The organism is Paraburkholderia lebeckiae (genome assembly GCF_050436225.1).
Lineage (GTDB): Bacteria > Pseudomonadota > Gammaproteobacteria > Burkholderiales > Burkholderiaceae > Paraburkholderia > Paraburkholderia tuberum.
Window position 1 is genome coordinate 1,232,209 of sequence record NZ_JBNDLU010000002.1, and the last position, 22,597, is coordinate 1,254,805.

Genomic DNA, 22,597 nt, shown 5'->3' on the forward strand with positions numbered 1-22,597 from the left:
GCGCGCTCCGCGCTTGCGTGCCGTTGATTGCCGCCGATTCCTTTTCCCTTCTCACCGCCTTCGCTGCCTGTGAAAGCCATCACCTCGCGGGACAATCCGCTCTACAAGCGCCTGAAGGCACTGGCGGGCTCGACGCATCAACAGCGCCGCAGCGGCCACGCGCTGCTCGAGGGCTTCCATCTCGCGAGCACGTATCTCGATATCGCCGGTCAGCCGGAGCTATGCGTCGTCACTGATGGCGCGCTGCGTCACGACGAAGCGCGGGCGATCGTTTCGCGCATCGGTGAGCATCGGCTCGTGACGTTACCGGATGCATTGTTCGGGCAGTTGTCGAATGTCGTGCATGGGGTCGGAATTCTGCTGCTCGTCGAGAAGCTCGACGCGCCGCTGCCCGAGCGCGTCGAGCAAAACTGTCTCGTGCTCGACGGCGTGCAGGACGCGGGCAACGTCGGATCGATTCTGCGCAGCGCAGCGGCTGCGGGTATCGAGCACGTGTTCTGCGCGCCGGGCACCGCATACGCGTGGTCGTCGAAGGTGCTGCGTTCCGGGATGGGCGCGCACTTCCTGTTGCAGATTCATGAGGATGTCGAAGCGCGTGCGCTGATCGAACGGCTCGCGGTACCGGTCGCCATCACAGATTCGCACGGTGCCGAAGCGATCTACGACTGTGACCTGAGCAGGCCGCTCGCGTGGGTGTTCGGAAACGAAGGGGCGGGCGTGTCGCAGGTGTGGCGCGATGCCGTGTCGTTGCGCGTGACGATCCCGCAGCCCGGCGGCATGGAGTCGCTGAACGTGGCGGCCGCGGCGGCGGTCTGCCTGTTCGAGCAGTGCCGGCAGCAGCGCGGGCGCAAAAAGTAGACTCACCGTAAGTGGCGTTGCCAGGGCTCTGGCGCGGCAACGCAATGCCTGCCCGGCTGTCCGTCAATACGACGGCCGATCCAGCTTGATCTCCTGCAGGATCGTCGTCGCGATCTCCTCGATCGACTTGTGCGTCGACGACAGCCACTTGATCCCCTCGCGCCGCATCATCGCTTCCGCTTCGTTGATCTCGTAGCGACAGTTTTCCAGCGCCGCATACTTGCTACCCGGCCGCCGCTCGTTGCGGATTTCCGACAAGCGCTGCGGATCGATCGACAACCCGAACATCTTCTGCCGATGCTCGAGCAGCGGCGTGGGCAGCTTGCCGCGTTCGAAATCTTCGGGAATCAGCGGATAGTTCGCCGCTTTCACGCCGTACTGCATCGCCAGATAAAGGCTCGTCGGCGTCTTGCCGCTGCGCGACACGCCGACGAGAATCACGTCGGCGTCTGCGAGATTGCGGTTCGATTGACCGTCGTCGTGCGCGAGCGAGAAATTGATCGCCTCGATCCGGTTCTTGTACTCCTCGGTGTCCGCGTTCTGGTGGCCGCGGCCCATCGCGTGGCTCGACTTCAGCTCCAGTTCCTGCTCGAGCGGCTCGACGAAGGTCTGGAACATGTCGAGCACGAGCGCGTTCGAATCCTTCACGATCTGATTCGACGAGCTATCGACCAGCGTGGTGAACACGATCGGACGACGGCCGTCCTGCACGACCGCTTCGTTGATCTTTTCGAGCGTCGCATAGGCCTTCTCGGTCGAGTCGACGAAAGGCACGCGGACCAGGCGGAATTTCTGGTCGAACTGGGAGAGGATCGAATGCGCGAAGGTTTCGGCAGTAATCCCGGTACCGTCTGAGACGATGAATACGGTGGGCGGCATCAGTGGAGCTGTGAACGTGAAAGGCAAATTAGCCGGAAAGCGCGAGCGCGACAACGCGCTCGAATCAAACCGCGCGGCGGCGGGCGCGCCACGCTCGCGCCCGCGCGGGCGGTCTCGCAAAAGCCCGCTGGCTCGTTCGGGGCGCGATTCGAGGCGCAATTCTCGACCGACTGTCACATTTCAGGAGTCGGCACGGTAGAATAACGGCAACCTGTTGGATAAGCAATTGCAGGCGATTGGCCGCTAACTTGCCGCGAACGGTCGTTCAACGTCATGCTATCTAATGGCAATGTGCGTTGAACGCGACAGATCGAGCGGTAAGTCCGCTCAACCGCGTTCTTCGGTGCGTCCGCCTCGTGCTGCACGGCCGGCGCGCCATACAACGCATCTCCGCTGTCCAGGCGATTGCTTATCTAACAGGTTGTGCAAGACACGGGGTCGAGCTTCCAATGGGCTGCCCGTGTTCAAGCCCACTTGCACAGCCGCGAATTTCTTTCACACTTAGGGGCTTGTATGACTAACGCAGTTACCGTCGCAAAGGACAAGGCGTATGTAGTTCCGTTCGAGCAGTTGCGGATGACCGACGTGGAAATCGTCGGCGGCAAGAACGCGTCGCTGGGCGAGATGATCAGCCAGCTCGCGGAAGCCGGCGTGCGCGTGCCGACTGGCTTCGCGACCACCGCGCTCGCGTTCCGTGACTTCCTGCAGCACAACGATCTGACTGAACGCATCGCCAAACGTCTCGAGACGCTCGACGTCGACGACGTGAAGGCGCTCGCCGAAGCGGGCAAGGAGATCCGTCAATGGATCGTCGACGCGCCGCTGCAGCCGCAACTCGAGGCTGACATTCGCGCGGGGTTCGACACGCTGCAAAAGAGCTCGCCCGAGGAGCTGTCGTTTGCCGTGCGTTCATCCGCGACCGCGGAAGACCTGCCGGACGCATCGTTCGCCGGTCAGCAGGAAAGCTATCTGAACGTGGTCGGCATCGACGACGTGCTCGATCGCATGAAGCATGTGTTCGCGTCGCTGTACAACGACCGTGCCATCTCCTATCGCGTGCACAAGGGCTTCACGCATGCTGAAGTCGCGTTGTCGGCGGGTGTGCAGCGCATGGTGCGCTCGGATGTCGGCGCCGCGGGCGTGATGTTCACGCTCGATACCGAATCCGGTTTCAAGGACGCCGTCTTCATCACGTCGAGCTATGGCCTTGGCGAAACCGTCGTGCAGGGCGCGGTGAATCCGGACGAGTTCTACGTGTTCAAGACCACGCTCGCCCAGGGCAAGTACCCGATCATCCGCCGCTCGATCGGCTCGAAGCTGATCAAGATGGAGTTCACGAAGCCGGGCGAGCCGGGCCGCGTGAAGACCGTCGACATCGCGCACGAACAGCGCAACCGCTTCTCGATCACCGACGAAGACGTGATCGAGCTCGCGAAGTACGCGGTGATCATCGAGAAGCACTACCAGCGTCCGATGGACATCGAGTGGGGCAAAGACGGCCGCGACGGCAAGATTTTCATCCTGCAGGCGCGTCCGGAAACGGTGAAGAGCCAGGGCGGCGGCAAGGCCGAGCAGCGCTTCAAGCTGAAGGGCCAGTCGAACGTGCTGGCAACGGGCCGCGCGATCGGTCAGAAGATCGGCGCGGGCCCGGTGCGCGTGATCCACGATCCGTCGGAGATGGACCGTGTGCAGCCGGGCGACGTGCTCGTCGCGGACATGACCGACCCGAACTGGGAGCCGGTCATGAAGCGTGCGTCGGCGATCGTCACGAACCGTGGCGGCCGCACCTGCCATGCGGCGATCATCGCGCGTGAGCTGGGCGTGCCGGCCGTGGTCGGCTGCGGCGACGCGACCGACGTGCTGAAGGACGGCGCGCTCGTCACCGTGTCATGTGCGGAAGGCGACGAAGGCAAGATCTACGACGGCCTGCTCGAAACCGAAGTCACCGAAGTGCAGCGCGGCGAACTGCCGCCGATTCCGGTGAAGATCATGATGAACGTCGGCAATCCGCAGCTCGCATTCGACTTCTCGCAACTGCCGAACGCAGGTGTGGGTCTCGCGCGGCTCGAGTTCATCATCAACAACAACATCGGCGTGCACCCGAAGGCGATCCTCGAGTACCCGAACGTCGATCAGGACCTGAAGAAGGCGGTCGAAAGCGTCGCACGCGGTCACGCCTCGCCGCGCGCGTTCTACGTCGACAAGCTGACCGAAGGTATCGCAACGATCGCGGCGGCGTTCTATCCGAAGCCCGTCATCGTGCGTCTGTCGGACTTCAAGTCGAACGAGTACAAGAAGCTGATCGGCGGCTCGCGCTATGAGCCGGACGAGGAAAACCCGATGCTGGGCTTCCGCGGCGCGTCGCGCTATATCGCGGAAGACTTCGCCGAGGCGTTCCAGATGGAATGCGTCGCGCTGAAGAAGGTGCGTGAAGAGATGGGCCTCGACAACGTCGAGATCATGGTGCCGTTCGTGCGTACGCTGAAGCAGGCAGAGCGCGTGGTCGGGCTGCTCGCGAAGTTCGGCCTGAAGCGCGGCGAGAAGGGCCTGCGTCTGATCATGATGTGCGAAGTGCCGACGAACGCGATCCTCGCGGAAGAGTTCCTGCAGTACTTCGACGGATTCTCGATCGGCTCGAACGACCTGACGCAGCTCACGCTCGGCCTCGACCGCGACTCGGGCATGGAGCTCCTCGCGGTCGATTTCGACGAGCGTGATCCAGCGGTCAAGTTCCTGCTCAAGCGCGCAATCGAAACCTGTCTGCGTCTGGACAAGTACGTCGGTATCTGCGGCCAGGGGCCGTCGGATCATCCGGACTTCGCGCAATGGCTGACGGACGAAGGCATCAAGTCGATCTCGCTCAACCCCGACACGATCATCGATACGTGGCAGCAATTGGCAAAGGCGAAGCAGTAACTCGCGAGGCATCGAATGCCGCTTCGCAGGCGGCATTCGGCACGCGTTAAAGGCACGTCCGCTTCGTGCTATAAACACCCCGGTAGAACCGGGGTGTTTTGCTTTGTGGAGGTCGATGTGGCGCCTGGTGGACTGTTCTGGTGGATCGGGGCGGGTGTGCTTGTCGTGCTGGAACTGATGAGCGGCACCTTCTATCTGTTGATGATCGCGTTCGGCTTCGTCGCGGCCGCACTTGCGCGCATTGCCGGCGCCGGGACCGATCTGCAATTCGTAGTGGCGGCGCTGGTTGCGCTTGCGGCGGTCGTGGTGCTCAGACGCTCGCGCTTCGGCCGTCGTAGGCGCGAGCAGGCGTCGCGCAATCCGGATGTCAATCTGGATATCGGGCAGACGCTGAACGTGCCGGCCTGGCAGGGGCGCAAAGCACGCGCGACCTATCGTGGCGCGGCATGGGACGTCGAGCTGGCCGCGGGCGAACCGGAAGACGCGCAGGTCTACGAGATCCGGGAGTTACGGGGCAGTTGCCTCGTCGTCGTCGCGAGCCGGCAGCCGAAGGCGCGCGCGAGCGCGACCTGATCATCTGAGCGCCGGCCGCCTAAGCTGAAAACGCAGGCCCGACCAACCTGCGCACAACTATTCGAAGCAGAACCGGAGGATAAAGATATGGATTCAACCATCGTCGGGGCAGTGCTGCTGATCGTCGTAATCGTGCTCGCGTCGCAGACCATCAAGATCGTGCCGCAGCAGCATGCGTGGGTGCTCGAGCGCCTCGGCCGTTATCACGCGACGCTGACGCCGGGTCTGAGCTTCGCGTTCCCGTTCGTCGACCGGGTCGCGTACAAGCACGTGCTGAAGGAAATTCCTCTCGAAGTGCCGAGCCAGGTCTGTATTACGCGCGACAACACGCAACTGCAGGTCGACGGTGTGCTGTATTTCCAGGTCACCGATCCGATGAAGGCATCGTATGGATCGAGCAACTTCGTGTTCGCGATCACGCAGTTGTCGCAGACCACGCTGCGCTCGGTCATCGGCAAGCTGGAGCTGGACCGGACCTTCGAGGAGCGGGATTTCATCAATCACAGCATCGTGTCCGCGCTGGACGAGGCGGCCGCGAACTGGGGCGTAAAAGTGCTGCGCTACGAGATCAAGGACCTGACGCCGCCAAAGGAAATTCTTCACGCGATGCAGGCGCAGATCACCGCCGAGCGCGAGAAGCGCGCGCTGATCGCGGCATCGGAAGGGCGCAAGCAGGAGCAGATCAATATCGCGTCGGGCGGCCGCGAGGCGGCGATCCAGAAGTCCGAGGGCGAGCGTCAGGCAGCGATCAACCAGGCGCAGGGGCAGGCCGCGGCGATTCTGGCGGTGGCCGAGGCGAACGCGCAGGCGATCCAGAAGATCGCGGCGGCGATCCAGCTGAACGGCGGCATGGACGCGGTGAATCTGAAGGTGGCCGAACAATACGTGAACGCGTTCTCGAACCTCGCCAGGCAGGGCACGACACTGATCGTGCCGGGCGACATGTCGAACATGAGTTCGATGATCGCGTCGGCGCTGACCATCGTGAACAAGGGCAAGGCGGCAGCGGAGCCGCCGCGCGGCGACTTGCGCTGACGAACGGGCAATGCATGCGCAATGAGCGCGTGACGTAAAAACAAATGGCCCGCACATCGATGTGCGGGCCATTTTTGCATGAGCCGGAAACGAATCGCGTTCAGGTCGGCGAGCGCATCAAGCGCGCCTTCTCGCGCTCCCAGTCGCGCTTCTTCTCGGTCTCGCGCTTGTCGTGCATCTTCTTGCCTTTCGCGAGACCGATCTCGCATTTGACGCGACCGTTCTTGTAGTGAAAATTCAGCGGCACGAGCGTGTAGCCGCGCTGCTCGACCTTGCCGATCAGCTTGCTGATCTCCTCGCTATGCAGGAGCAGCTTGCGCGTGCGCACCGGATCGGGATGGATGTGCGTCGACGCTTCGGGCAGCGGGCTGATGTGCGTGCCGATCAGGAACAGCTCGCCGTTGCGGATCACCACGTAGCCTTCCTTGATCTGGCCGCGCCCGGCGCGCAACGCCTTGACCTCCCATCCTTCGAGCACGAGGCCTGCCTCATAGCGTTCCTCGACCGAGTAGTCGTAGAAGGCTTTTCTGTTGTCTATGATGCTCATGAATGGAAAGTGCCCAACTCGTTTAAAATCACGATTTTAGCAAAGCGGGGCAAGGAAAGCCCGCGGCGCTCGTCCACCGTTGCCACGCGCTGTTCAATTTATGGCAGATGTCCAGAAAACCGTTTTGATTCGCCATTCGGCGGAGCAGATGTTCGACCTCGTCACCGACGTCGACGATTACCCCAAGTTCCTGCCATGGTGCGGGGGCATCGAAATTCGTCACCGGGACGACACCAGCATGGAGGCGAGGATCGATATCAACTTCAAGGGCATCAAGCAGCATTTCGCCACGCGTAACTCGATGGAGCGCCCCACGCGCATCGACATGGAATTCGCCGACGGTCCGTTTCGCAAGTTCACCGGTTTCTGGCGCTTCACGCCGCTGCGCGCCGATGCATGCAAGATCGAATTCGCGCTGCACTACGAGTTCACCAGCATCCTGCTCGAGAAGATCATCGGGCCGGTGTTCAATCACATCGCCAATACCTTCGTCGAATCTTTCGTGAAGCGCGCCAACCAGCGCTATGGTCAGTCATGAGCGCGCGGCTAACGGTCGAGGTCTGCTATGCGCTCGCTGCCGAGCAGGCGCTGATTGCGGTCGAGTTGCCCGCGGGCGCGACGCTGCAACAGGCGATCGGCGCAAGCGGGATTCTGCAGCGCTTTCCGTCGATCGATCTGAACACGCAGAAGGTGGGCGTGTTCGGCAAGCTCAAGGCGCTCGATACGGTGCTGGCCGACCATGATCGCGTCGAGATTTACCGGCCGTTGCTGGTGGACCCGAAGGTGTCGCGCCAACGCCGCGTCGAAAAGACACGCAAGGCGGGGTCGATCGAGGGGCGGCGTTGGTTGAACAAGGATTCGCGCTAGGCGGCGCTAGTTAGGAGGGCGGCGGACTTTTTCGCGCGCCGCCCGACTTGCATCATCGCGTCACGTCACCTCAAGGCGCCGCCGTCTGCGCCTTATCGTTCATGCCCTCGATGCGCGCCGCACCCGACGAATCGTCGTCCGAATGCCGGCGCACCGACCACCAGACCCCCGCCACCAGCAGCAGGATCGCCGCGAGTTCGAGCGGGCGCGGCAGGCGCTCGTCGTAAATGAACGCGTAAAGCAGCGCGAACAGCGTCTCGAACACGATCATCTGGCCGGACAGCGTAAGCGGCAGCCGTTTTGCCGCGGCATTCCACAGGCCGTTGCCGAGCCACGACGCGCCGATCGCGAGTGCGAGGTTGAGCAGCCAGAACGTGTGCCAGCGCGGGTCGGCCAACTCACCCCGCGGGCCGCCCGACGGCAGCGCCGCGACCACGAGCCACAACGCGCCGCCTAGCGCGCCAGTCACGACGCCCCACAGCACCGACCACTCATTGCCGCTGAAATGCGTCTGACGCTGCAGGTAACGGGCGTTCTCGACCGCGAACCAGGTCCAGCAGACGAGCGCGCCCACCGCGCAGGCCACGCCGAGCAGGCGCGTCGCGATGCTCACCGGCGCCGCGCCGGCCACCGTAAAGACGTCGATATTGATGCAGACGATGCCCGCCATCACGGTCGCGAGCGGCCATGCGAGGCGCGCGAGCGGCACCGCGCCGTGATCGCGCCGGCCGAGCAGCGTGACCGTGACCGGCAGCACGCCGACGATCAGCGAGGCCGGCGCGATTCCGATCAGGTGCACGGCGGCCGTCAGCAGAAGGTAATAGACGATATTGCCGGCCAGCGCGAGCTTGACGAGCGCGATCAGATCCTCGCGGCTCAGCCGTTTGGCGAGCGAACGCGCGATCGGTAGCGCCGCGGCGAGCGACACGACGCCGTACATCGAGTAGCGGCCGGCGACGAGCAGGAGCGGGGAGAAGTCGGGCAGCACCCGCGGCACCAGAAACACCATGCCCCACAAGGCTCCGGCCATGACGCCGTATACGACACCGCGCTGCATCGACTGCCTCTGCTGGATAAACTGGAATGGCCGGCAGAATAGCGGTTATGCGAGCGGGGTGTCTTGTTCGATCCTGCATTCGGGCCGCTCGACCGCCGCTCGACAGGGTACGTGCCGCGAAAATGCCGCCGGCTCTGCCCCGATTTCGCCTGCGAACGCGCAAACGAAACCCGATCGAACCCGACGCGAACAGGCAAGCGAAATCGACGTATGCCGGAGCGGCAAAAAATCGTCTGAAATTCGCTAAGCTGCTGTTCGCGCAGTGAAAACCGGGGTGGTATCGCGTATAATTCGCTTTTGCGCCTATAGGATTTGCCATGCGTCTGATCCAAACAGCACTCACATTCGATGACGTGCTCCTCGTCCCGGCCTTCTCCGACGTTCTGCCGCGCGACACCAGCCTCAAGACCCGGCTGACCCGCAACATCTCCCTCAACATGCCGCTCGTGTCCGCCGCGATGGACACGGTCACCGAAGCACGTCTGGCAATCGCCATGGCGCAAATGGGCGGCGTCGGCATCATCCACAAGAACCTCACACCGGCCGAGCAGGCGCGTGAAGTCGCGAAGGTCAAGCGTTTCGAGTCGGGCGTCGTGCGCGATCCGATCACCGTGCCGCCGCAAATGAAAGTGCGCGACGTGATCGCGCTGTCGCGCCAGCATGGCATTTCGGGCTTCCCGGTCGTCGAAGGCTCGCAGCTCGTCGGCATCGTGACCAACCGCGACCTGCGCTTCGAAGAGCGTCTGGACGAGCCGGTGCGCAACATCATGACGCCGCGCGAGCGCCTCGTCACCGTCAAGGAAGGCACGCCGCTCGCCGAAGCGAAGGCGCTGATGCACAGCCACCGCCTCGAGCGCGTGCTGGTCATCAACGACGCCTTCGATCTGCGCGGCCTGATGACCGTCAAGGACATCACCAAGCAGACCGAGCACCCGGACGCATGCAAGGACGAGCACGGCAAGCTGCGCGCGGGCGCGGCGGTCGGCGTCGGCGCGGACAACGAAGAGCGCGTCGAGCTGCTCGTGCAGGCCGGCGTCGACGTGATCGTCGTCGATACCGCGCATGGCCACAGCATGGGCGTGCTCGAGCGCGTCAAGTGGGTCAAGCAGAACTTCCCGCACGTCGAGGTGATCGGCGGCAACATCGCAACCGCCGCGGCCGCCAAGGCGCTCGTCGAATACGGCGCGGACGGCGTCAAGGTCGGTATCGGCCCGGGCTCCATCTGCACGACGCGAGTCGTCGCAGGCGTCGGCGTGCCGCAGGTCACCGCTATCTCCAACGTGTCCGAAGCGCTGAACGGCACCGGCGTGCCGGTCGTCGCCGACGGCGGCGTGCGCTTCTCGGGCGACGTCAGCAAGGCGCTCGCGGCGGGCGCCAGCGCGGTCATGATGGGCAGCATGTTCGCCGGTACCGAGGAGTCGCCGGGCGAGGTATTCCTGTACCAGGGCCGCCAGTACAAGTCGTACCGTGGCATGGGCTCGGTCGGCGCCATGAAGGACGGCGCGGCGGACCGCTACTTCCAGGACAACTCGGCCAACATCGACAAGCTGGTGCCGGAAGGCATCGAAGGTCGCGTCGCGTACAAGGGTTCGGTCAACGCGATCCTGTTCCAGTTGATCGGCGGCGTGCGTGCGAGCATGGGCTACTGCGGCTGCCGCACCATCGCCGAAATGAACGAGAAGGCCGAGTTCGTGCAGATCACCGGTGCGGGCCTGCGCGAGTCGCATGTGCACGACGTGCAAATCACCAAGGAAGCGCCCAACTACCACGTGGACTAAACGCCCATGAAGCCACTGCTGCGCGTTGTACTGATCCTCGATGCGTTGTTGCTGCTGGCGTTTGGCCTGCTGTTCGTGCTGACGCCGTGGACCTCGCTGTACGACGCGTTGCAACTGGTGCCAACGGAGCCGATGCTGGTCGGCCAGGCGTTCGGCGTCGCGCTGATCGGGCTCGCGTGGCTCGCGGTGCATGCGTCGTTCGACGGGGCGCTGACCTCGACGGTCGCGAAGGTCGTCGGTCATGCGCACTGGCTGATCGGCGTGCTGATGCTGGTCTGGCTGCTGGGGCTGCATACGCCGTCGATGACCGGCTTCGGGCAGATGGTGGCGGTGCTGGCCGGTGTCGTGCTGGTGGTGATCGGGCTCGGCGGCGTGCGGCTGTCGGGTGCGGTGCGGCGGCGCGAGAAGGGGATCGTGATCAAGCCCTCGTCGAGCAAGGCCGACAGTCGTGCCGATAAGCGTGTCGCGAAAGAAGCCGAAAAGGATGCCGCACGGCAGCGTGAACCCGAACGCGACAACGCGCGCGAGCCACGTGCCTCAGCGGGCTTTCCGGTCTATCACGCCGAACCGGTGCCAGAGCCCGTCGTGCCGGTCACGCGGCCGGCCAATCCGGCTGCCGCGGCTTCCGTTGGCACTACCGCGCCGCTTCATCCGGCCGCAAGCGAGCCCGGCCTGAGCGAGTCCGAACGCGCCGCGCACGACACCAGCAACGACGTGCCCGGCGCTCCCCGCCCGCCGTTTCATGGTTGAAGCGCCGCGCGCCAGGCCGTTTGCCGAAGCTACCGGATTGCGTTCGCGCGCATCGCAGGCGGCGAATTCCGTGGTTTGCCGCGCCCTTGTGCTTCATCGTAATGTTTGCTGTCCGCGCCGCGCCAAGACCGTCGCCGCGTGGACCGCTTTGAATTCGACGCCGCGCCTCGCGCGCGGCATTCCGTATCCGCTCACTTCTGATTCCGTCCGCTGCCATGCATGACAAGATCCTGATTCTCGACTTCGGTTCGCAAGTCACCCAATTGATTGCACGTCGCGTTCGCGAAGCCAACGTGTATTCGGAAATCCATCCGTACGACGTCGACGCGTCGTTCATCCGCGACTTCGCGCCGAAGGGCGTGATTCTGTCGGGCGGCCCGAGCTCGGTCACCGAGGAAGACACGCCGCGCGTGCCGCAAGCCGTGTTCGAACTCGGCGTGCCGGTGCTCGGCATCTGCTACGGCATGCAGGCGATGGCGCAGCAGCTCGGCGGCAAGGTCGACATCGGTCATCTGCGCGAATTCGGCTACGCCGAAGTGCGCGCGCGCAACCATACGAGCCTGCTCGAAGGCATCAGCGACTTCACCACGTCCGAAGGCCACGGCATGCTGAAGGTATGGATGAGCCACGGCGACAAGGTGCTGGAGATGCCGCCGGGTTTCGCGCTGATGGCATCGACGGAATCGTGCCCGATCGCCGCGATGGCCGACGAACAGCGCCGCTTTTACGGCCTGCAATGGCATCCGGAAGTCACGCACACGGTGCAGGGCCGCGCGATGCTCGAGCGCTTCGTGCTGCAGATCTGCGGCGCGAAGGCCGATTGGGAAATGGGCCACTACATCGACGAAGCCGTCGCGAAGATTCGCGAGCAGGTTGGTAACGAGCACGTCATTCTGGGCTTGTCGGGCGGCGTGGATTCGTCGGTGGCGGCGGCGCTGCTGCACCGCGCGATCGGCGATCAACTGACCTGCGTGTTCGTCGATCATGGCCTGCTGCGCCTGAACGAAGCCGAGCAGGTGATGGCGCTGTTCGCCGATCACCTTGGCGTGAAGGTGATTCATGTCGACGCGAGCGAAGCGTTCCTCGGCAAGCTCGCCGGCGTGACCGATCCTGAAGCGAAGCGCAAGATCATCGGCGCGGAGTTCGTCGAAGTGTTCCAGGCGGAAGCCGGCAAGCTCACCGACGCGAAGTGGCTGGCACAAGGCACGATCTATCCGGACGTGATCGAATCGGCGGGCAAGGGCAAGAAGGCCGCGCAAACCATCAAGAGCCACCACAACGTCGGTGGTCTGCCGGAGACGCTGAACCTGAAGCTGCTCGAACCGCTGCGCGAGCTGTTCAAGGACGAAGTGCGCGAGCTTGGCGTGAAGCTCGGTCTGCCGCACTCGATGGTGTATCGCCATCCGTTCCCGGGTCCGGGTCTGGGCGTGCGGATCCTCGGCGAAGTGAAGCGCGATTTCGCGGACCTGCTGCGCCGCGCGGACGCGATTTTCATCGAGACGCTGCGCAACACGATCGACAACGAAACCGGCAAGTCGTGGTACGACCTGACGAGCCAGGCGTTCGCGGTGTTCCTGCCGGTCAAGAGCGTCGGCGTGATGGGCGACGGGCGCACCTACGAGTACGTCGTCGCGTTGCGCGCGGTGCAGACGCTCGACTTCATGACCGCGCATTGGGCGCATCTGCCGCATGAACTGCTTGGGCATGTGTCGAACCGGATCATCAACGAAGTGCGCGGGATCAACCGGGTCGTCTACGACATCTCGGGGAAGCCGCCTGCGACGATCGAGTGGGAATAATTTAGACTGCTCCCAAGTCGTTCCGAGAGTTCCGGTTTTTAGTGTTTTTACGTTAAAAAACAGTGGGTTACTATCCGCGATGATCCGCTGTGATCCGGACAGTGCCAGGAGGAAATGTCGGTATCGCTGACGGTATCGCGATTTCCCCCTCGGACGGCCTTATCCGATACCGTCACGTCGGTTTGACGGTATCGGCTGACGGTATACGTTCGAGGAGTTCTTATGCTCACAGACATGCAGTTGCGAGCGTTGAAGCCCGCTGAGAAAATCTACAAGATCGCCGATCAGCAGGGGCTATATGCGGCGGTGATGCCGTCGGGTGCGGTGAGCTTCCGGTACGACTACCGAGTGAACGGTCGCCGTGAAACCTTGGTTATTGGCCGGTACGATCCATCACTGTCTGCACGAAAGCCGCGGAAGCCGGACGAACTCGGATTTGGGATGGCGATCAGCCTCCCGGAAGCCAGGCTACTGCGTGACCACGCCTACGGGGCGATCCAGCGTGGGCACAGTCCATCACGTGCGAAAGTCGAGAAACGGGTCGAAGCGGCCGAGGCGATGACATTTGGAAAATGGGCGGAGAAATACTTTGCGGAGACCGCCCTTGCGGATTCCACGCGTTCGATGCGTAAATCGGTGTATGAACGCAATCTCGCGTCCGAATTCGGTCGGCTGAAATTGGAAGAGATCACGCCCGTGCGACTGATGGCGCGCTGCGAGAAAATCAAGGAGCGCGGGGCGGCTGCTCAAGCGGTTCACGCGCGGGAAATCGTGCTGCAGGTCTTCCGATTCGTTGAAGCTCGGGGTATTAAGGTAGTCAATCCGGCGGCAGCTATCCGTCCAAGCGCCATAGCGACGTTTAAGGCACGCGATAGGGCGCTGAGTCCGGAGGAGATTTACATCTTCTTTAACGCGTTGGATCTGACGCCAACGACGCCGACGTTGCGGCTTGCCATCAAATTTCTGCTGCTGACGTTGGTGCGCAAATCTGAATTCATCGATGCCACGTGGGATGAGGTGAATTTCGAGACCGCAACTTGGACTATCCCGAAAGAGCGCATGAAGGCCAGGCGCCCTCATCACGTATACCTAAGTGAGCAGGCGCTGGAGATTCTCGTCGCGTTCAAAACCTGTTTCGGGTCAAGTCAGTACCTGCACCCAGGACGGTATGAAACGGCGGCGCCGATCAGTGCGGCCACGTTGAACCGAGTCATCGATAGTACGGTGAAGCTAATTTGCGCCAGAGGCGACGCGTTTGAGCCGTTCACCGTGCATGACTTGCGACGCACGGCAAGTACTCATCTACATGAAGCTGGTTTCAACTCCGACTGGATTGAAAAGTGTCTAGCGCACGAACAGCGTGGTGTTCGAGCGATATACAGCAAGGCCGAATACGCGGAGCAGAGAAGGGTGATGCTGCAGGCTTGGGCGGACGCCCTGGATCGTTGGATCAAAGATGGGCCACGCACGACTTTTATGCAAGCTGGATTCGATGGCATCGCTATGCTGACCAAATCTCTCCGTGGCGATATGGAAGACAGTGGTAGGAACGAGGTTCAACAAGCAGGTCGTGTCGAGTGCTCCGATTAGGGTTCGACGTCGAACCGCCAACTTCTGCATGGGGTGCAGGTGGTCGCAGGTTCAAATCCTCTCGCCCCGACCAATAGATATAAGGCTCTCATGGCTTCGGCTCTGAGAGCCTTTTTCGTTTGGGGCGATTTTGCCCCCACGTTTGCCCCCACGGACGGCTCTCGCGGGAACAAAGCGGAATTTTCGGGGACGGGTAGCGGACGCGTTCGTTGCTCAGTTCGGGACGGCTTTGCTCGCGCGTTTACCGGTGCGTGCTATGCCCACGGCAACCGCACACACCGGTAACGACATGCCGTTTTCTGACGGTTTCGGAGGGGGCTAGCATTTTGCCGAACATTCCCGATGCCGTCGCGTCGCTGACGACAAACGCTACGTAGCGCCCACAGACGGCACAACGGACCCTCGCGGCGGGACGTGGCGCCGAATACGAAGGCCGGCGCGGCGGCAACTGCCCGCTGAACGAAGCGGACTGGGTCGTGACGAAGCACGGCGTGTCGCTCGTCGGCTACACGAACGTCCCGTCGATGGTCGCGGCCGACGCGTCGTCGCTCTACGCGCACAATCTGCTCGACTTCCTGAATCTGATCGTCACGAACGAAGGCGCGCTGAACATTGATCTCTCCGACGATATCGTCGCGGCCACGTTTCTGTCCCGCGATGGCGAAGTCGCGCGCAGGTCATAAAGGAGAGCAGGGATGGAAGTCATCAATCACACGGTGATCAACCTGACCATCTTCGTGCTGGCGATCTACGTCGTCACGCTGCTGTATCCGGTCGCTTCGGTCTGCTTCATTCAGGCCCCCAAGGGGCTATCGAATACGAAGATGGCGGGTATCGGCAATACCTTCGGCATGGTCCGGATGGCGATCGCGATCCTCGCGACCATCGCGCTGATCGCCAAGCAGGCCGCAGCGGTCGGCTCGAATCTCGGCCCGGGCTCGGCCTGCTGCTGGTTGCGCTGGTGGATCGGCGGCGCAGTGGGTGCGTTCGTCGCGGCGCGCGTCGCCATAGGCATGAAAATAGCGGTGCCGGAGGCCGACATGATGTTCTTTGCCGTGTCGTTCGCCTCCATGCTCATATGCCTTACGCATCGTAACGCGTCATGTACTTCGTCTTCTATACCGATGTGCTGCGGCTTCAGTTGCGGTTTTCCATTGTTGCACAGAGTGCATCTACCGTAGGATTCACCGGGCCGTGCTAAGGTACCGACGTCCGAGCAGTTTGTCTGGGCATGAAGCCCGGCGGTCTTTTAACCTCGCACCCTAACCGTGGTCCGGACCAATATCGGGGCAGCTCTATATGAATTTCGACCGTCAACAACTGGAAACATTTTTTGCAGTCGTTGAGTTTCGACATTTTGGGCAAGCGGCGCGCGCGTTAAACATTACTCGTGGTGCTGTCTCCCAACGAATAATCGCGCTAGAAGAGTCGTTTGGTACGCCGTTGCTTGTGCGTAATGGGGCTACGCCAACACCGGCTGGTGAAGCGCTCCTCCGGCATATCCATATGCTGAGGTCATTGGAGGCGGATACTATTCAGCAAATCAAGCCAGATGCACGCGCGCGGGCAAAGATCGCAATTGCGGTCAATGCAGATTCGCTGGCGACATGGTTTGGCCCCGCCGCCTGTGCTATAGCGAAGGCGAGTTTCGCGCTGGAACTTGTAGTCGACGACCAGGATCACACCCTGCCGGTATTGGCACGCGGAGAGGCTATCGGGTGTGTTTCGACGGCGAGTACTGCGCCGACCGGATTTGTTGCAGAACCTCTTGGTGCGATGGAGTATGAGTGTGTGGCTGCTCCGGAATTTTCTGCGGCCTGTTTTACGCATGGACTCAATATGCACAATATCCTGGCCGCCCCCGCTGTGCTCTTTAATCGAAAGGATGGCTTACATGCAGCGTTCCTTGAACGCCTGCTCGGTTTCCCAGTGAGCGGTTACGCCACGCATTATTTCCCCTCCCCAATGGCGCTCTTGACGGCGATTCGGGTGGGTGTCGGGTATGGCCTTGTTCCGTCCATGCAGGCTCAATCTCTGATTGATTCCGGTGATCTGGTTGCCCTGGCGCCGCGTAACAGGATTGCCGTTGATCTGTATTGGCATCATTGGGAGGTGGCACCGCCTAATGCGACCGCGATTAGCGAAACTGTGATGCGTGAGGCCCGTCGAGCATTGGTTCAACCAGCGCCCGCGTCGTCCGGTAAGGGGGATGAGGGCGAAGTCGCGGACTGACCATTTGAGGATTCCTTCGGCCAATATGGTAGTCGATGCCCAGCGCGGGTAGCTGAAGCAAAGTTGTTGGATCGGCGAACCATCAAAGCTCCAATCGCAAGCGAAGTCGGCAACGCGAAAAGCATGGGGGCCGCTTCAGGTATTTCTGTTGCCCCTGTCCAGCGCATCAGGTAACAGGTCATGGCGATGCAGAATCCGGTCACCATTGTTGCGTTGGCAGTTGCATGCGAGACGGATGTACGTACCAAGCCGAATATTAGAAGCGGACCCACTGCGGAGATGTAGACCATATTGAGGTCGATCATCATGTCGACGAGACTTTGTTCGCGCGTGGCGACGAGGGAACCCAGTACGACGGGCAGGACGCGGGACCAGATTGGTCCTGTCATGGAGGGTGGGCCGAGTGTGGCCGTAGCTTCAGCCATCGCTCGCAGAATCGAGCATCCGGCACCAAGAGCTGTTATGCCTAGTACGGCGACAACGAGACCGCTCGCGGCGCTCACTGCGTAACTCGAAAGGGTATGCATCAGTACAATCGGAACAACCTGTACGGGATCGACGACGTGCTCCAGATGCCAGACCGGGGCAGCCGCGATTACAGCGGAGGCCGGCAGAAATCCGATAAAGAACACGAGCGCTGCTGCAAACAGGCAGCCAGCGCGGGCCGTCGTAGGAGCTCGCGCTGCGACCACGAACTGTTGATAGTCCGCTCCACATATGACCATCACCACGACGGAGACGACGGTAAATCCGGTATGCGCCAGCGTCATTGTGCGAAGCCCATCCAGGAACTGCATTGGCGCATGCAGCCAGACGCTGAACCCGTCCGTTTCGAGCAGCGTACGCACGAGTGCGACGTTGCACGCAACCATGCAGATCGCGAATCCTGCGGCAAGCCATGAGAGCCGCATCAGCGAAAGGCAAATCAAAAGACCAGCTATCAGTAGGAGTGCCGTAGTCGGTCGAAAGCCGGCCAGCGTCAGTATTGCGGCTCCTCCCCGCATCTGAGCAGCAAGGACACCGGTCATCCAGACGAGCGACAGTAGCGCTACGCTGCGGCTGACCGAGGCACCGTAGAGTTGATCAAATCTGACCCAGATGGATTGCCGTCCAATCGACAGGGCTGGCGCCCATGCGGCGAGTACGATCAGACCCAAGGCGCTCGCGATTGCGTAGAGGCAGCCAGCCATCCCCCCGCGCAGGGCGAGTTCGCCTGTGCCCAGGAGAAAGCCAATACCGCAGCTCGTAGAGACCAGCAGGCTCGTTACCTGTGCCAGGTTCAATGTTCGTTCAGACATGAGCTGCTCCCCAACCCTTTACGCTGGCGTGTACGCCGCTCAGGTAGCTGTCGCAGATGATCGCACGGCAATTGAATGCAGAAATGTGCTTCAGGTGTGCGTGCGCCTGCGGCAGATGGCGATAGGGAATATGTGGGAGGAGATGGTGTGTCAGGTGGTAGCCATTGTGATGCGGATGCAGCAAGATCGAGGCGAATCCGTGGTCCGGAACGTCACGGGTGTATTGGAAAATTCCTCCGGGTTGCAGTCCGTAATGATCGGTCATTTCGCGGAACGTTGTGATGGCATGGAACACGGTACCTCTCGCAATCATCCACAGTGCGAAGAACAGAAGCGCGAAACGGATGCCGAAGACTACGTCGAGTAAGGTTTCGCATGAAACCCACCACAGAACGATCTCGAGCCGCTGGCGGTGTGCGAGTCGCCTTCCGGCGAAGTGCCCGAAGAGAGAACCAGCCAATATCGCTGGATTATTGAGTACTCGCCCGTAAGCGTCGAACCAGTGATCACCCTCATGCGTAACGCTCGATAGGTAGTCAGGGTCGTGAGTTGGATCGCCGAGCCAGGCATGATGCCGCGCGTGCTGGAGGCGGTAGAGCGTCAGGTCATTGAAGAGTGCTGGAGCGAGGAAGATGCGCGCGATCCAGTCATTGACGTTGCGGCGGGCACTCAGGTTTTGGTGGCTGGCTTCGTGCAGCAGGTTGCCGAGTGCCCGCTGCCGGTTGCCGATCACGAAGATTGCCACAACCGTAATCCAGGCGCCGATGCGGTAGGCACTCCAGACCGCAAAGCACATGATCGCCCAGTCCAGGGCGATGTCCAATAGCGATCGCCAAGCGCTGGCGCGAGGGATGTGCCAGCGTGCGCCTGTCAGGGCGATAGCTGAATGTATAGTTGTCTGATCGGCCATGACCGACGATGATGTTGCTAAACTCATCGCGGGCTCCTTCTGGTTACGTTAAGTCCCCGATGGATCTACTCTCGAATACGTTTTGGTGTCAGTAGAGGCATTGATCTGATCTTAGTCGGCCAATCGTATTTGGGAGGCTGCGGTTAGAACTGCTACGCAGCGTCTAGAATTTCTAAACACAGGGAGCGTGAACACCCTCTCTGTGGCATAACGTCACTTTTTTCGGAGGGGTACGTTGAGCGAAAAGAATCTTGCAAAGCTGTGTGCGACTCTCAGTCCAGTTATGGCGGAGCCGACCTATGTCTATTGTTCTTTTCCAGACTTCGCCCTGCCGTCCGGGCTATTAGCCTTTGGTACCGTAAGGGAGCGAGAGGGGCTAACGGCAATCGTCGAGCGCGATGATGCCCAACGCCTTGGGTTCCCGTACATATACGACGCCCGTCTGATCACCTTGTCGGTTCACTCCAGCCTGGAGGCAGTTGGATTAATCGCAGTAGTCAGCCGCGAGCTCGCAGCGGCGGGTATCCCATGCAATACGATCGCCGGCTATTACCACGATCACATTCTCGTTCCGGTTGGCCGGGCGGAACAGGCAATGACCGTGCTACGAACAATCGCGGCGGCGTCCTGCGATTGTCCTTGAGCGGGCCGTATACGTCGGATTTCGCAGACTGCCCGGGCCCGTTATTTTTTCTGCATTGCTGGCAATTTTCTTCGCGCCTACAGGTTCGGTCTTGCTCCGGTGTCATGTGTTCAAATAAATTAAAGAAGCCTCTTTTGAATTCTCAATGGGTGGTTTGGCGGGTCAAGGGCGGGCGTAAGCCCGGCGCAGCGAACCCTTGATGCGCACTGATTCGATAAGCTGAGTCATGGCTGGTTGCGGCAGAATGGTGCAACCAGCCATGCAAGACGAAACGAATAATGACGAACCAATTGTTTGAAGCCGCCTTGGGAATCAGGGCCCCGTGGTACGTACAAAGCGTCGACTTTGATACCGGCAAACGCCAGCTCACGATTGCCGTGGACTTCGTCGCGGGTAGCCGGTTTGCCTATGCTGACGTAGCCGGCGAGCACCCCGTGCACGACACGCAAATCAAGCGTCTGCGCCATTTGAATTTCTTTCAGCACGAGTGCTTTCTGGAAGTACGTGTGCCGCGTGTGCGTTTGCCGGACGGCTCGGTACGGTTGGTGGAACCTGATTGGGTCGGCCAACTCAGCGGCTTCACGTTGCTGTTCGAGGCGCTTGTGCTGATGCTCGCTCAGCAGATGCCGTTTGCTGCCGTGGCGCGCATCGTCAACCTGTCGTGGCACCGGGTGCATGCCATCTGCTCGCGCTATGTGGAACTGGCGCTCGCGTCGGCGGACCTGTCGGAGGTGACGATGGTGGCGATTGACGAAACCTCGTACCGGCGCGGTCATGAGTATCTGACACTGGTGGCCGACATGCAGGCGCGGCGCGTCGTGTTCGTGACGACCGGCAAGGATGCCGGCACAATTGAACGCTTCGCGGCTTATCTTGGCCAGCATGGTGGCAAGCCCGAGCAAGTCGATTCGGTCAGCATCGACATGTCGCCGGCTTTCATCAAGGGAGTCAACGAACATCTGCCCGATGCGCGGCTGACCTTCGACAAGTTTCACGTCGTCGCTCACGCGTCCAAGGCGCTCGATACCGTGCGTCGACAACAACAGAAAGTCGACCCGGAACTCAAAGGCATGCGCTGGACGCTGCTGAAAGACGCGAACAAACTCAACCTGGCGCAATTGACCGACCTCGAGGCGCTCGTCAGTCAGTACACCACGAAGCGCACCGCCCGCGCATGGCTATATCGCGAGCAACTGCGCGAGATTCTCGAGCGCAAGCAAATCAATGTCGTCTCCGACATGCTGCAGCAGTGGTGCACCAACGTTATGCGTTCGAAGGTCGAACCGATGAAGGATGTGGTGCGATTGATTCGCCGACACTTCGACGGAATCGTCGCCTGGACCCAGACCCGCCAGACCAACGGATTCATCGAAGCCATCAATGGACTGTTTCAGGCCGCCAAGCGCAAGGCACGCGGATACGCTCGCTTCGAAACTATGCGAACGGTCCTGTTTCTCATCGCAGGCAAACTCGACTTCTCCAGCATCAACCCGCATGCCTCGTGAGCCGCATAACCCACTCCACTTTCAAAAGAGCCTTAAAGAAAACATAAGAAGATATGTCGGAGGACTGTCGGAGCATCTGGTCCAGTCGTGCTTTGACTGAGGGGGCTACATTTGTGTAGTACGACTCCGCGCAGAGTTGGGAAGGAGGGAATATGTTCGAATCGGCTGAGGATCATCCAGCCCCGACACTACCGGAAATCGATGCAAACCCTGATCTTGAATACTGGCGCCGTCGTAGTGAGGAATCGCAGGCTTTAATTGCACGTCTGACGGCCCGTCTTAGAGGGCGTGATCGTCGTATCAGGTTGCTGGAACTCGCCATATCCCGGACGGCCGTCATGCATCATGTCTGGGCCACACATCTGGAACGCAGGCTCGAGCGGTTGCCTTTGGCCGGTGTGGCAGGTCAGGCCCGCAGGCATGAAGCCGTTTCAGAGCGTGAGGGCGCAGTAATTGTTCATCTTCCTCACCTGACGCACACTCTCGAGGCTCTTTTCGACGTTATGCGGGAGCATTGGTCGGAGTGGGATCCCGAACGACCCCCTAAATCTTCTACAGTTGCGCGCGCCATTGATGAGAAGCTGGGCCTCAAGGGGCAGGCCAATGGTGAAGCCTCGCGCAGCGGGCAGACCTTTGCTGCCGCACTGAGGCCGGATTCGGTTGTTGAGTCCGATGGCCGCCATCGCTGACGTTCACTACCCGACGGGATGTTCCGACGATATGACGGAATTGCCCGTCAGGTTCTCCCGCTGCTTGAATGGAGCCCATGCAGGAACTCATTCGGGCAATACAGCGGGAGGTCAATCATGTCCGATAGATTGCGTGGGGTGGGCGCGATATTGCGGCGCGGCCAGGTCGAACAGGAAGTCGGGCTGAAACGATCGACAATCTACCAGCGGATGCAGGAGGGGACTTTTCCGCGTCCGATCCGCCTGGGTGAACGGGCGGTTGGCTGGCGTGCGACCGACATCGAGCTTTTTCTTGAAGATCCCGCTGGGTATCGCACGCCCCCGTCCGACGACGAGGCACGCGATGGATGATCACCTGAAACCGCGTTCGCTCGATGCCCGTCTGGATAACTGGGCGAGTGCGGGTCGCGGTCCGTATGACCCGGCGGATGCAGTTCGCATAGAAGAGGCGTGGCGGCGGCTCGCAACGCCTCAGCGGGATTTGTTGCGCATGGTGTACCTGTGGCGCGCCGGTCGCGAAGTGATTTGCCGTCGACTCAGGATTCCACGATATCCGTGGTCCCGGTTTGAACTCGAACTGGCCTGCGCCAAGCAGGCATTAGCGGGTTTGCTGATGGAGAAGCCATGAGGTAGAACGGCCCGGCAATACGCTCGGAAACGGAGCAGATGGC

At 61.3% G+C, this 22,597-nt stretch carries 22 protein-coding genes and 1 pseudogene; 18 read left to right on the forward strand and 5 right to left on the reverse strand.

Annotated elements, in window-relative coordinates:
• The first annotated feature begins 69 nt into the window (after window positions 1-69).
• Window positions 70-858 (forward strand): TrmH family RNA methyltransferase, encoded by a 789-nt coding sequence (locus OKW45_RS20340; protein WP_026225319.1) that lies wholly within the window; start codon window positions 70-72, stop codon window positions 856-858.
• 63 nt (window positions 859-921) lie between these two features.
• Here the strand turns inward: OKW45_RS20340 and ppsR are convergent, their stop codons facing one another.
• Window positions 922-1,737, reverse strand: coding sequence for a posphoenolpyruvate synthetase regulatory kinase/phosphorylase PpsR (ppsR, locus tag OKW45_RS20345; protein ID WP_013089690.1), 816 nt, complete (start codon window positions 1,735-1,737; stop codon window positions 922-924).
• Between the two features lie 513 nt (window positions 1,738-2,250).
• Between ppsR and ppsA the strand changes: the two genes are divergently transcribed.
• From ppsA to OKW45_RS20360, 3 genes are all read left to right on the forward strand, one after another.
• Complete coding sequence (ppsA, locus tag OKW45_RS20350) at window positions 2,251-4,653, forward strand: phosphoenolpyruvate synthase (RefSeq protein ID WP_429470689.1); 2,403 nt, start codon at window positions 2,251-2,253, stop codon at window positions 4,651-4,653.
• A 117-nt stretch (window positions 4,654-4,770) separates the two neighbouring features.
• Window positions 4,771-5,226, forward strand: coding sequence for an NfeD family protein (locus OKW45_RS20355; RefSeq protein ID WP_018417664.1), 456 nt, complete (start codon window positions 4,771-4,773; stop codon window positions 5,224-5,226).
• An 87-nt stretch (window positions 5,227-5,313) separates the two neighbouring features.
• On the forward strand, window positions 5,314-6,261 hold the full coding sequence (locus tag OKW45_RS20360) for an SPFH domain-containing protein (protein WP_018417665.1): 948 nt from the start codon (window positions 5,314-5,316) through the stop codon (window positions 6,259-6,261).
• Window positions 6,262-6,361: 100 nt separating this feature from the next.
• Here OKW45_RS20360 and smpB read toward each other — a convergent pair whose 3' ends face one another.
• The gene (smpB, locus tag OKW45_RS20365; RefSeq protein WP_013089686.1) at window positions 6,362-6,808 is read right to left on the reverse strand and encodes an SsrA-binding protein SmpB; all 447 of its coding nucleotides are present in this window, start codon (window positions 6,806-6,808) and stop codon (window positions 6,362-6,364) included.
• Between the two features lie 100 nt (window positions 6,809-6,908).
• Between smpB and OKW45_RS20370 the strand changes: the two genes are divergently transcribed.
• Both OKW45_RS20370 and OKW45_RS20375 read left to right on the forward strand, forming a co-directional pair.
• Window positions 6,909-7,346: a type II toxin-antitoxin system RatA family toxin gene (locus OKW45_RS20370; protein WP_018417666.1), complete on the forward strand. Its 438-nt coding sequence runs from the start codon at window positions 6,909-6,911 to the stop codon at window positions 7,344-7,346.
• Window positions 7,343-7,675, forward strand: coding sequence for an RnfH family protein (locus tag OKW45_RS20375; protein ID WP_018417667.1), 333 nt, complete (start codon window positions 7,343-7,345; stop codon window positions 7,673-7,675). Before OKW45_RS20370 ends, OKW45_RS20375 begins: the two co-directional genes overlap by 4 nt.
• Window positions 7,676-7,745: 70 nt before the next feature.
• On the opposite strand, the gene OKW45_RS20380 is transcribed toward OKW45_RS20375, so the two are convergent.
• Window positions 7,746-8,732, reverse strand: coding sequence for a DMT family transporter (locus tag OKW45_RS20380; protein ID WP_429470691.1), 987 nt, complete (start codon window positions 8,730-8,732; stop codon window positions 7,746-7,748).
• Between the two features lie 317 nt (window positions 8,733-9,049).
• Here OKW45_RS20380 and guaB point away from each other — a divergent pair, with 317 nt between their 5' ends.
• From guaB to OKW45_RS20415, 7 genes and pseudogenes are all read left to right on the forward strand, one after another.
• Window positions 9,050-10,510 carry an IMP dehydrogenase gene (gene guaB / locus OKW45_RS20385; protein WP_429470693.1) on the forward strand — a complete coding sequence of 487 codons (1,461 nt, stop codon included), beginning with the start codon at window positions 9,050-9,052 and terminating at the stop codon, window positions 10,508-10,510.
• A 6-nt stretch (window positions 10,511-10,516) separates the two neighbouring features.
• Window positions 10,517-11,260 carry a hypothetical protein gene (locus OKW45_RS20390; RefSeq protein ID WP_429470695.1) on the forward strand — a complete coding sequence of 248 codons (744 nt, stop codon included), beginning with the start codon at window positions 10,517-10,519 and terminating at the stop codon, window positions 11,258-11,260.
• A 215-nt stretch (window positions 11,261-11,475) separates the two neighbouring features.
• Window positions 11,476-13,059: a glutamine-hydrolyzing GMP synthase gene (guaA, locus tag OKW45_RS20395; protein ID WP_184003955.1), complete on the forward strand. Its 1,584-nt coding sequence runs from the start codon at window positions 11,476-11,478 to the stop codon at window positions 13,057-13,059.
• Window positions 13,060-13,281: 222 nt separating this feature from the next.
• A complete protein-coding gene (locus OKW45_RS20400; RefSeq protein ID WP_429470698.1) occupies window positions 13,282-14,649 on the forward strand; it encodes a tyrosine-type recombinase/integrase in 1,368 nt (455 codons plus the stop codon).
• 398 nt (window positions 14,650-15,047) lie between these two features.
• Window positions 15,048-15,332 (forward strand): annotated as a pseudogene (locus OKW45_RS20405) (NAD(P)(+) transhydrogenase (Re/Si-specific) subunit alpha); the annotation flags it as partial.
• 57 nt (window positions 15,333-15,389) lie between these two features.
• A complete protein-coding gene (locus OKW45_RS20410; RefSeq protein ID WP_429473325.1) occupies window positions 15,390-15,830 on the forward strand; it encodes an NAD(P)(+) transhydrogenase (Re/Si-specific) subunit beta in 441 nt (146 codons plus the stop codon).
• Window positions 15,831-15,948: 118 nt separating this feature from the next.
• A complete protein-coding gene (locus OKW45_RS20415; protein ID WP_429470700.1) occupies window positions 15,949-16,881 on the forward strand; it encodes an HTH-type transcriptional regulator ArgP in 933 nt (310 codons plus the stop codon).
• Here OKW45_RS20415 and OKW45_RS20420 read toward each other — a convergent pair.
• Both OKW45_RS20420 and OKW45_RS20425 read right to left on the reverse strand, forming a co-directional pair.
• A complete protein-coding gene (locus OKW45_RS20420) occupies window positions 16,827-18,179 on the reverse strand; it encodes an SLC5/6 family protein (RefSeq protein WP_429470702.1) in 1,353 nt (450 codons plus the stop codon). The two genes, OKW45_RS20415 and OKW45_RS20420, sit on opposite strands and share 55 nt — an antisense overlap.
• Window positions 18,172-19,116 (reverse strand): fatty acid desaturase family protein, encoded by a 945-nt coding sequence (locus OKW45_RS20425; RefSeq protein WP_429470704.1) that lies wholly within the window; start codon window positions 19,114-19,116, stop codon window positions 18,172-18,174. The genes OKW45_RS20420 and OKW45_RS20425 overlap by 8 nt, the downstream gene beginning before the upstream one ends.
• A gap of 208 nt (window positions 19,117-19,324) precedes the next feature.
• On the opposite strand from OKW45_RS20425, the gene OKW45_RS20430 reads away from it, so the two are divergent.
• The 5 genes from OKW45_RS20430 (at window position 19,325) to OKW45_RS20450 (ending at window position 22,554) form a co-directional block, all read left to right on the forward strand.
• The gene (locus tag OKW45_RS20430; RefSeq protein ID WP_429470706.1) at window positions 19,325-19,732 is read left to right on the forward strand and encodes an ACT domain-containing protein; all 408 of its coding nucleotides are present in this window, start codon (window positions 19,325-19,327) and stop codon (window positions 19,730-19,732) included.
• Window positions 19,733-20,010: 278 nt separating this feature from the next.
• Window positions 20,011-21,237, forward strand: coding sequence for an ISL3 family transposase (locus OKW45_RS20435; protein ID WP_429470553.1), 1,227 nt, complete (start codon window positions 20,011-20,013; stop codon window positions 21,235-21,237).
• A gap of 152 nt (window positions 21,238-21,389) precedes the next feature.
• Window positions 21,390-21,926 (forward strand): hypothetical protein, encoded by a 537-nt coding sequence (locus tag OKW45_RS20440; RefSeq protein WP_429470708.1) that lies wholly within the window; start codon window positions 21,390-21,392, stop codon window positions 21,924-21,926.
• A gap of 117 nt (window positions 21,927-22,043) precedes the next feature.
• Window positions 22,044-22,277, forward strand: a complete 234-nt coding sequence (locus OKW45_RS20445; protein ID WP_429450698.1) for a helix-turn-helix transcriptional regulator — start codon at window positions 22,044-22,046, stop codon at window positions 22,275-22,277.
• Window positions 22,270-22,554, forward strand: a complete 285-nt coding sequence (locus OKW45_RS20450; protein ID WP_429470710.1) for a hypothetical protein — start codon at window positions 22,270-22,272, stop codon at window positions 22,552-22,554. The genes OKW45_RS20445 and OKW45_RS20450 overlap by 8 nt, the downstream gene beginning before the upstream one ends.
• Window positions 22,555-22,597: the final 43 nt, after the last annotated feature.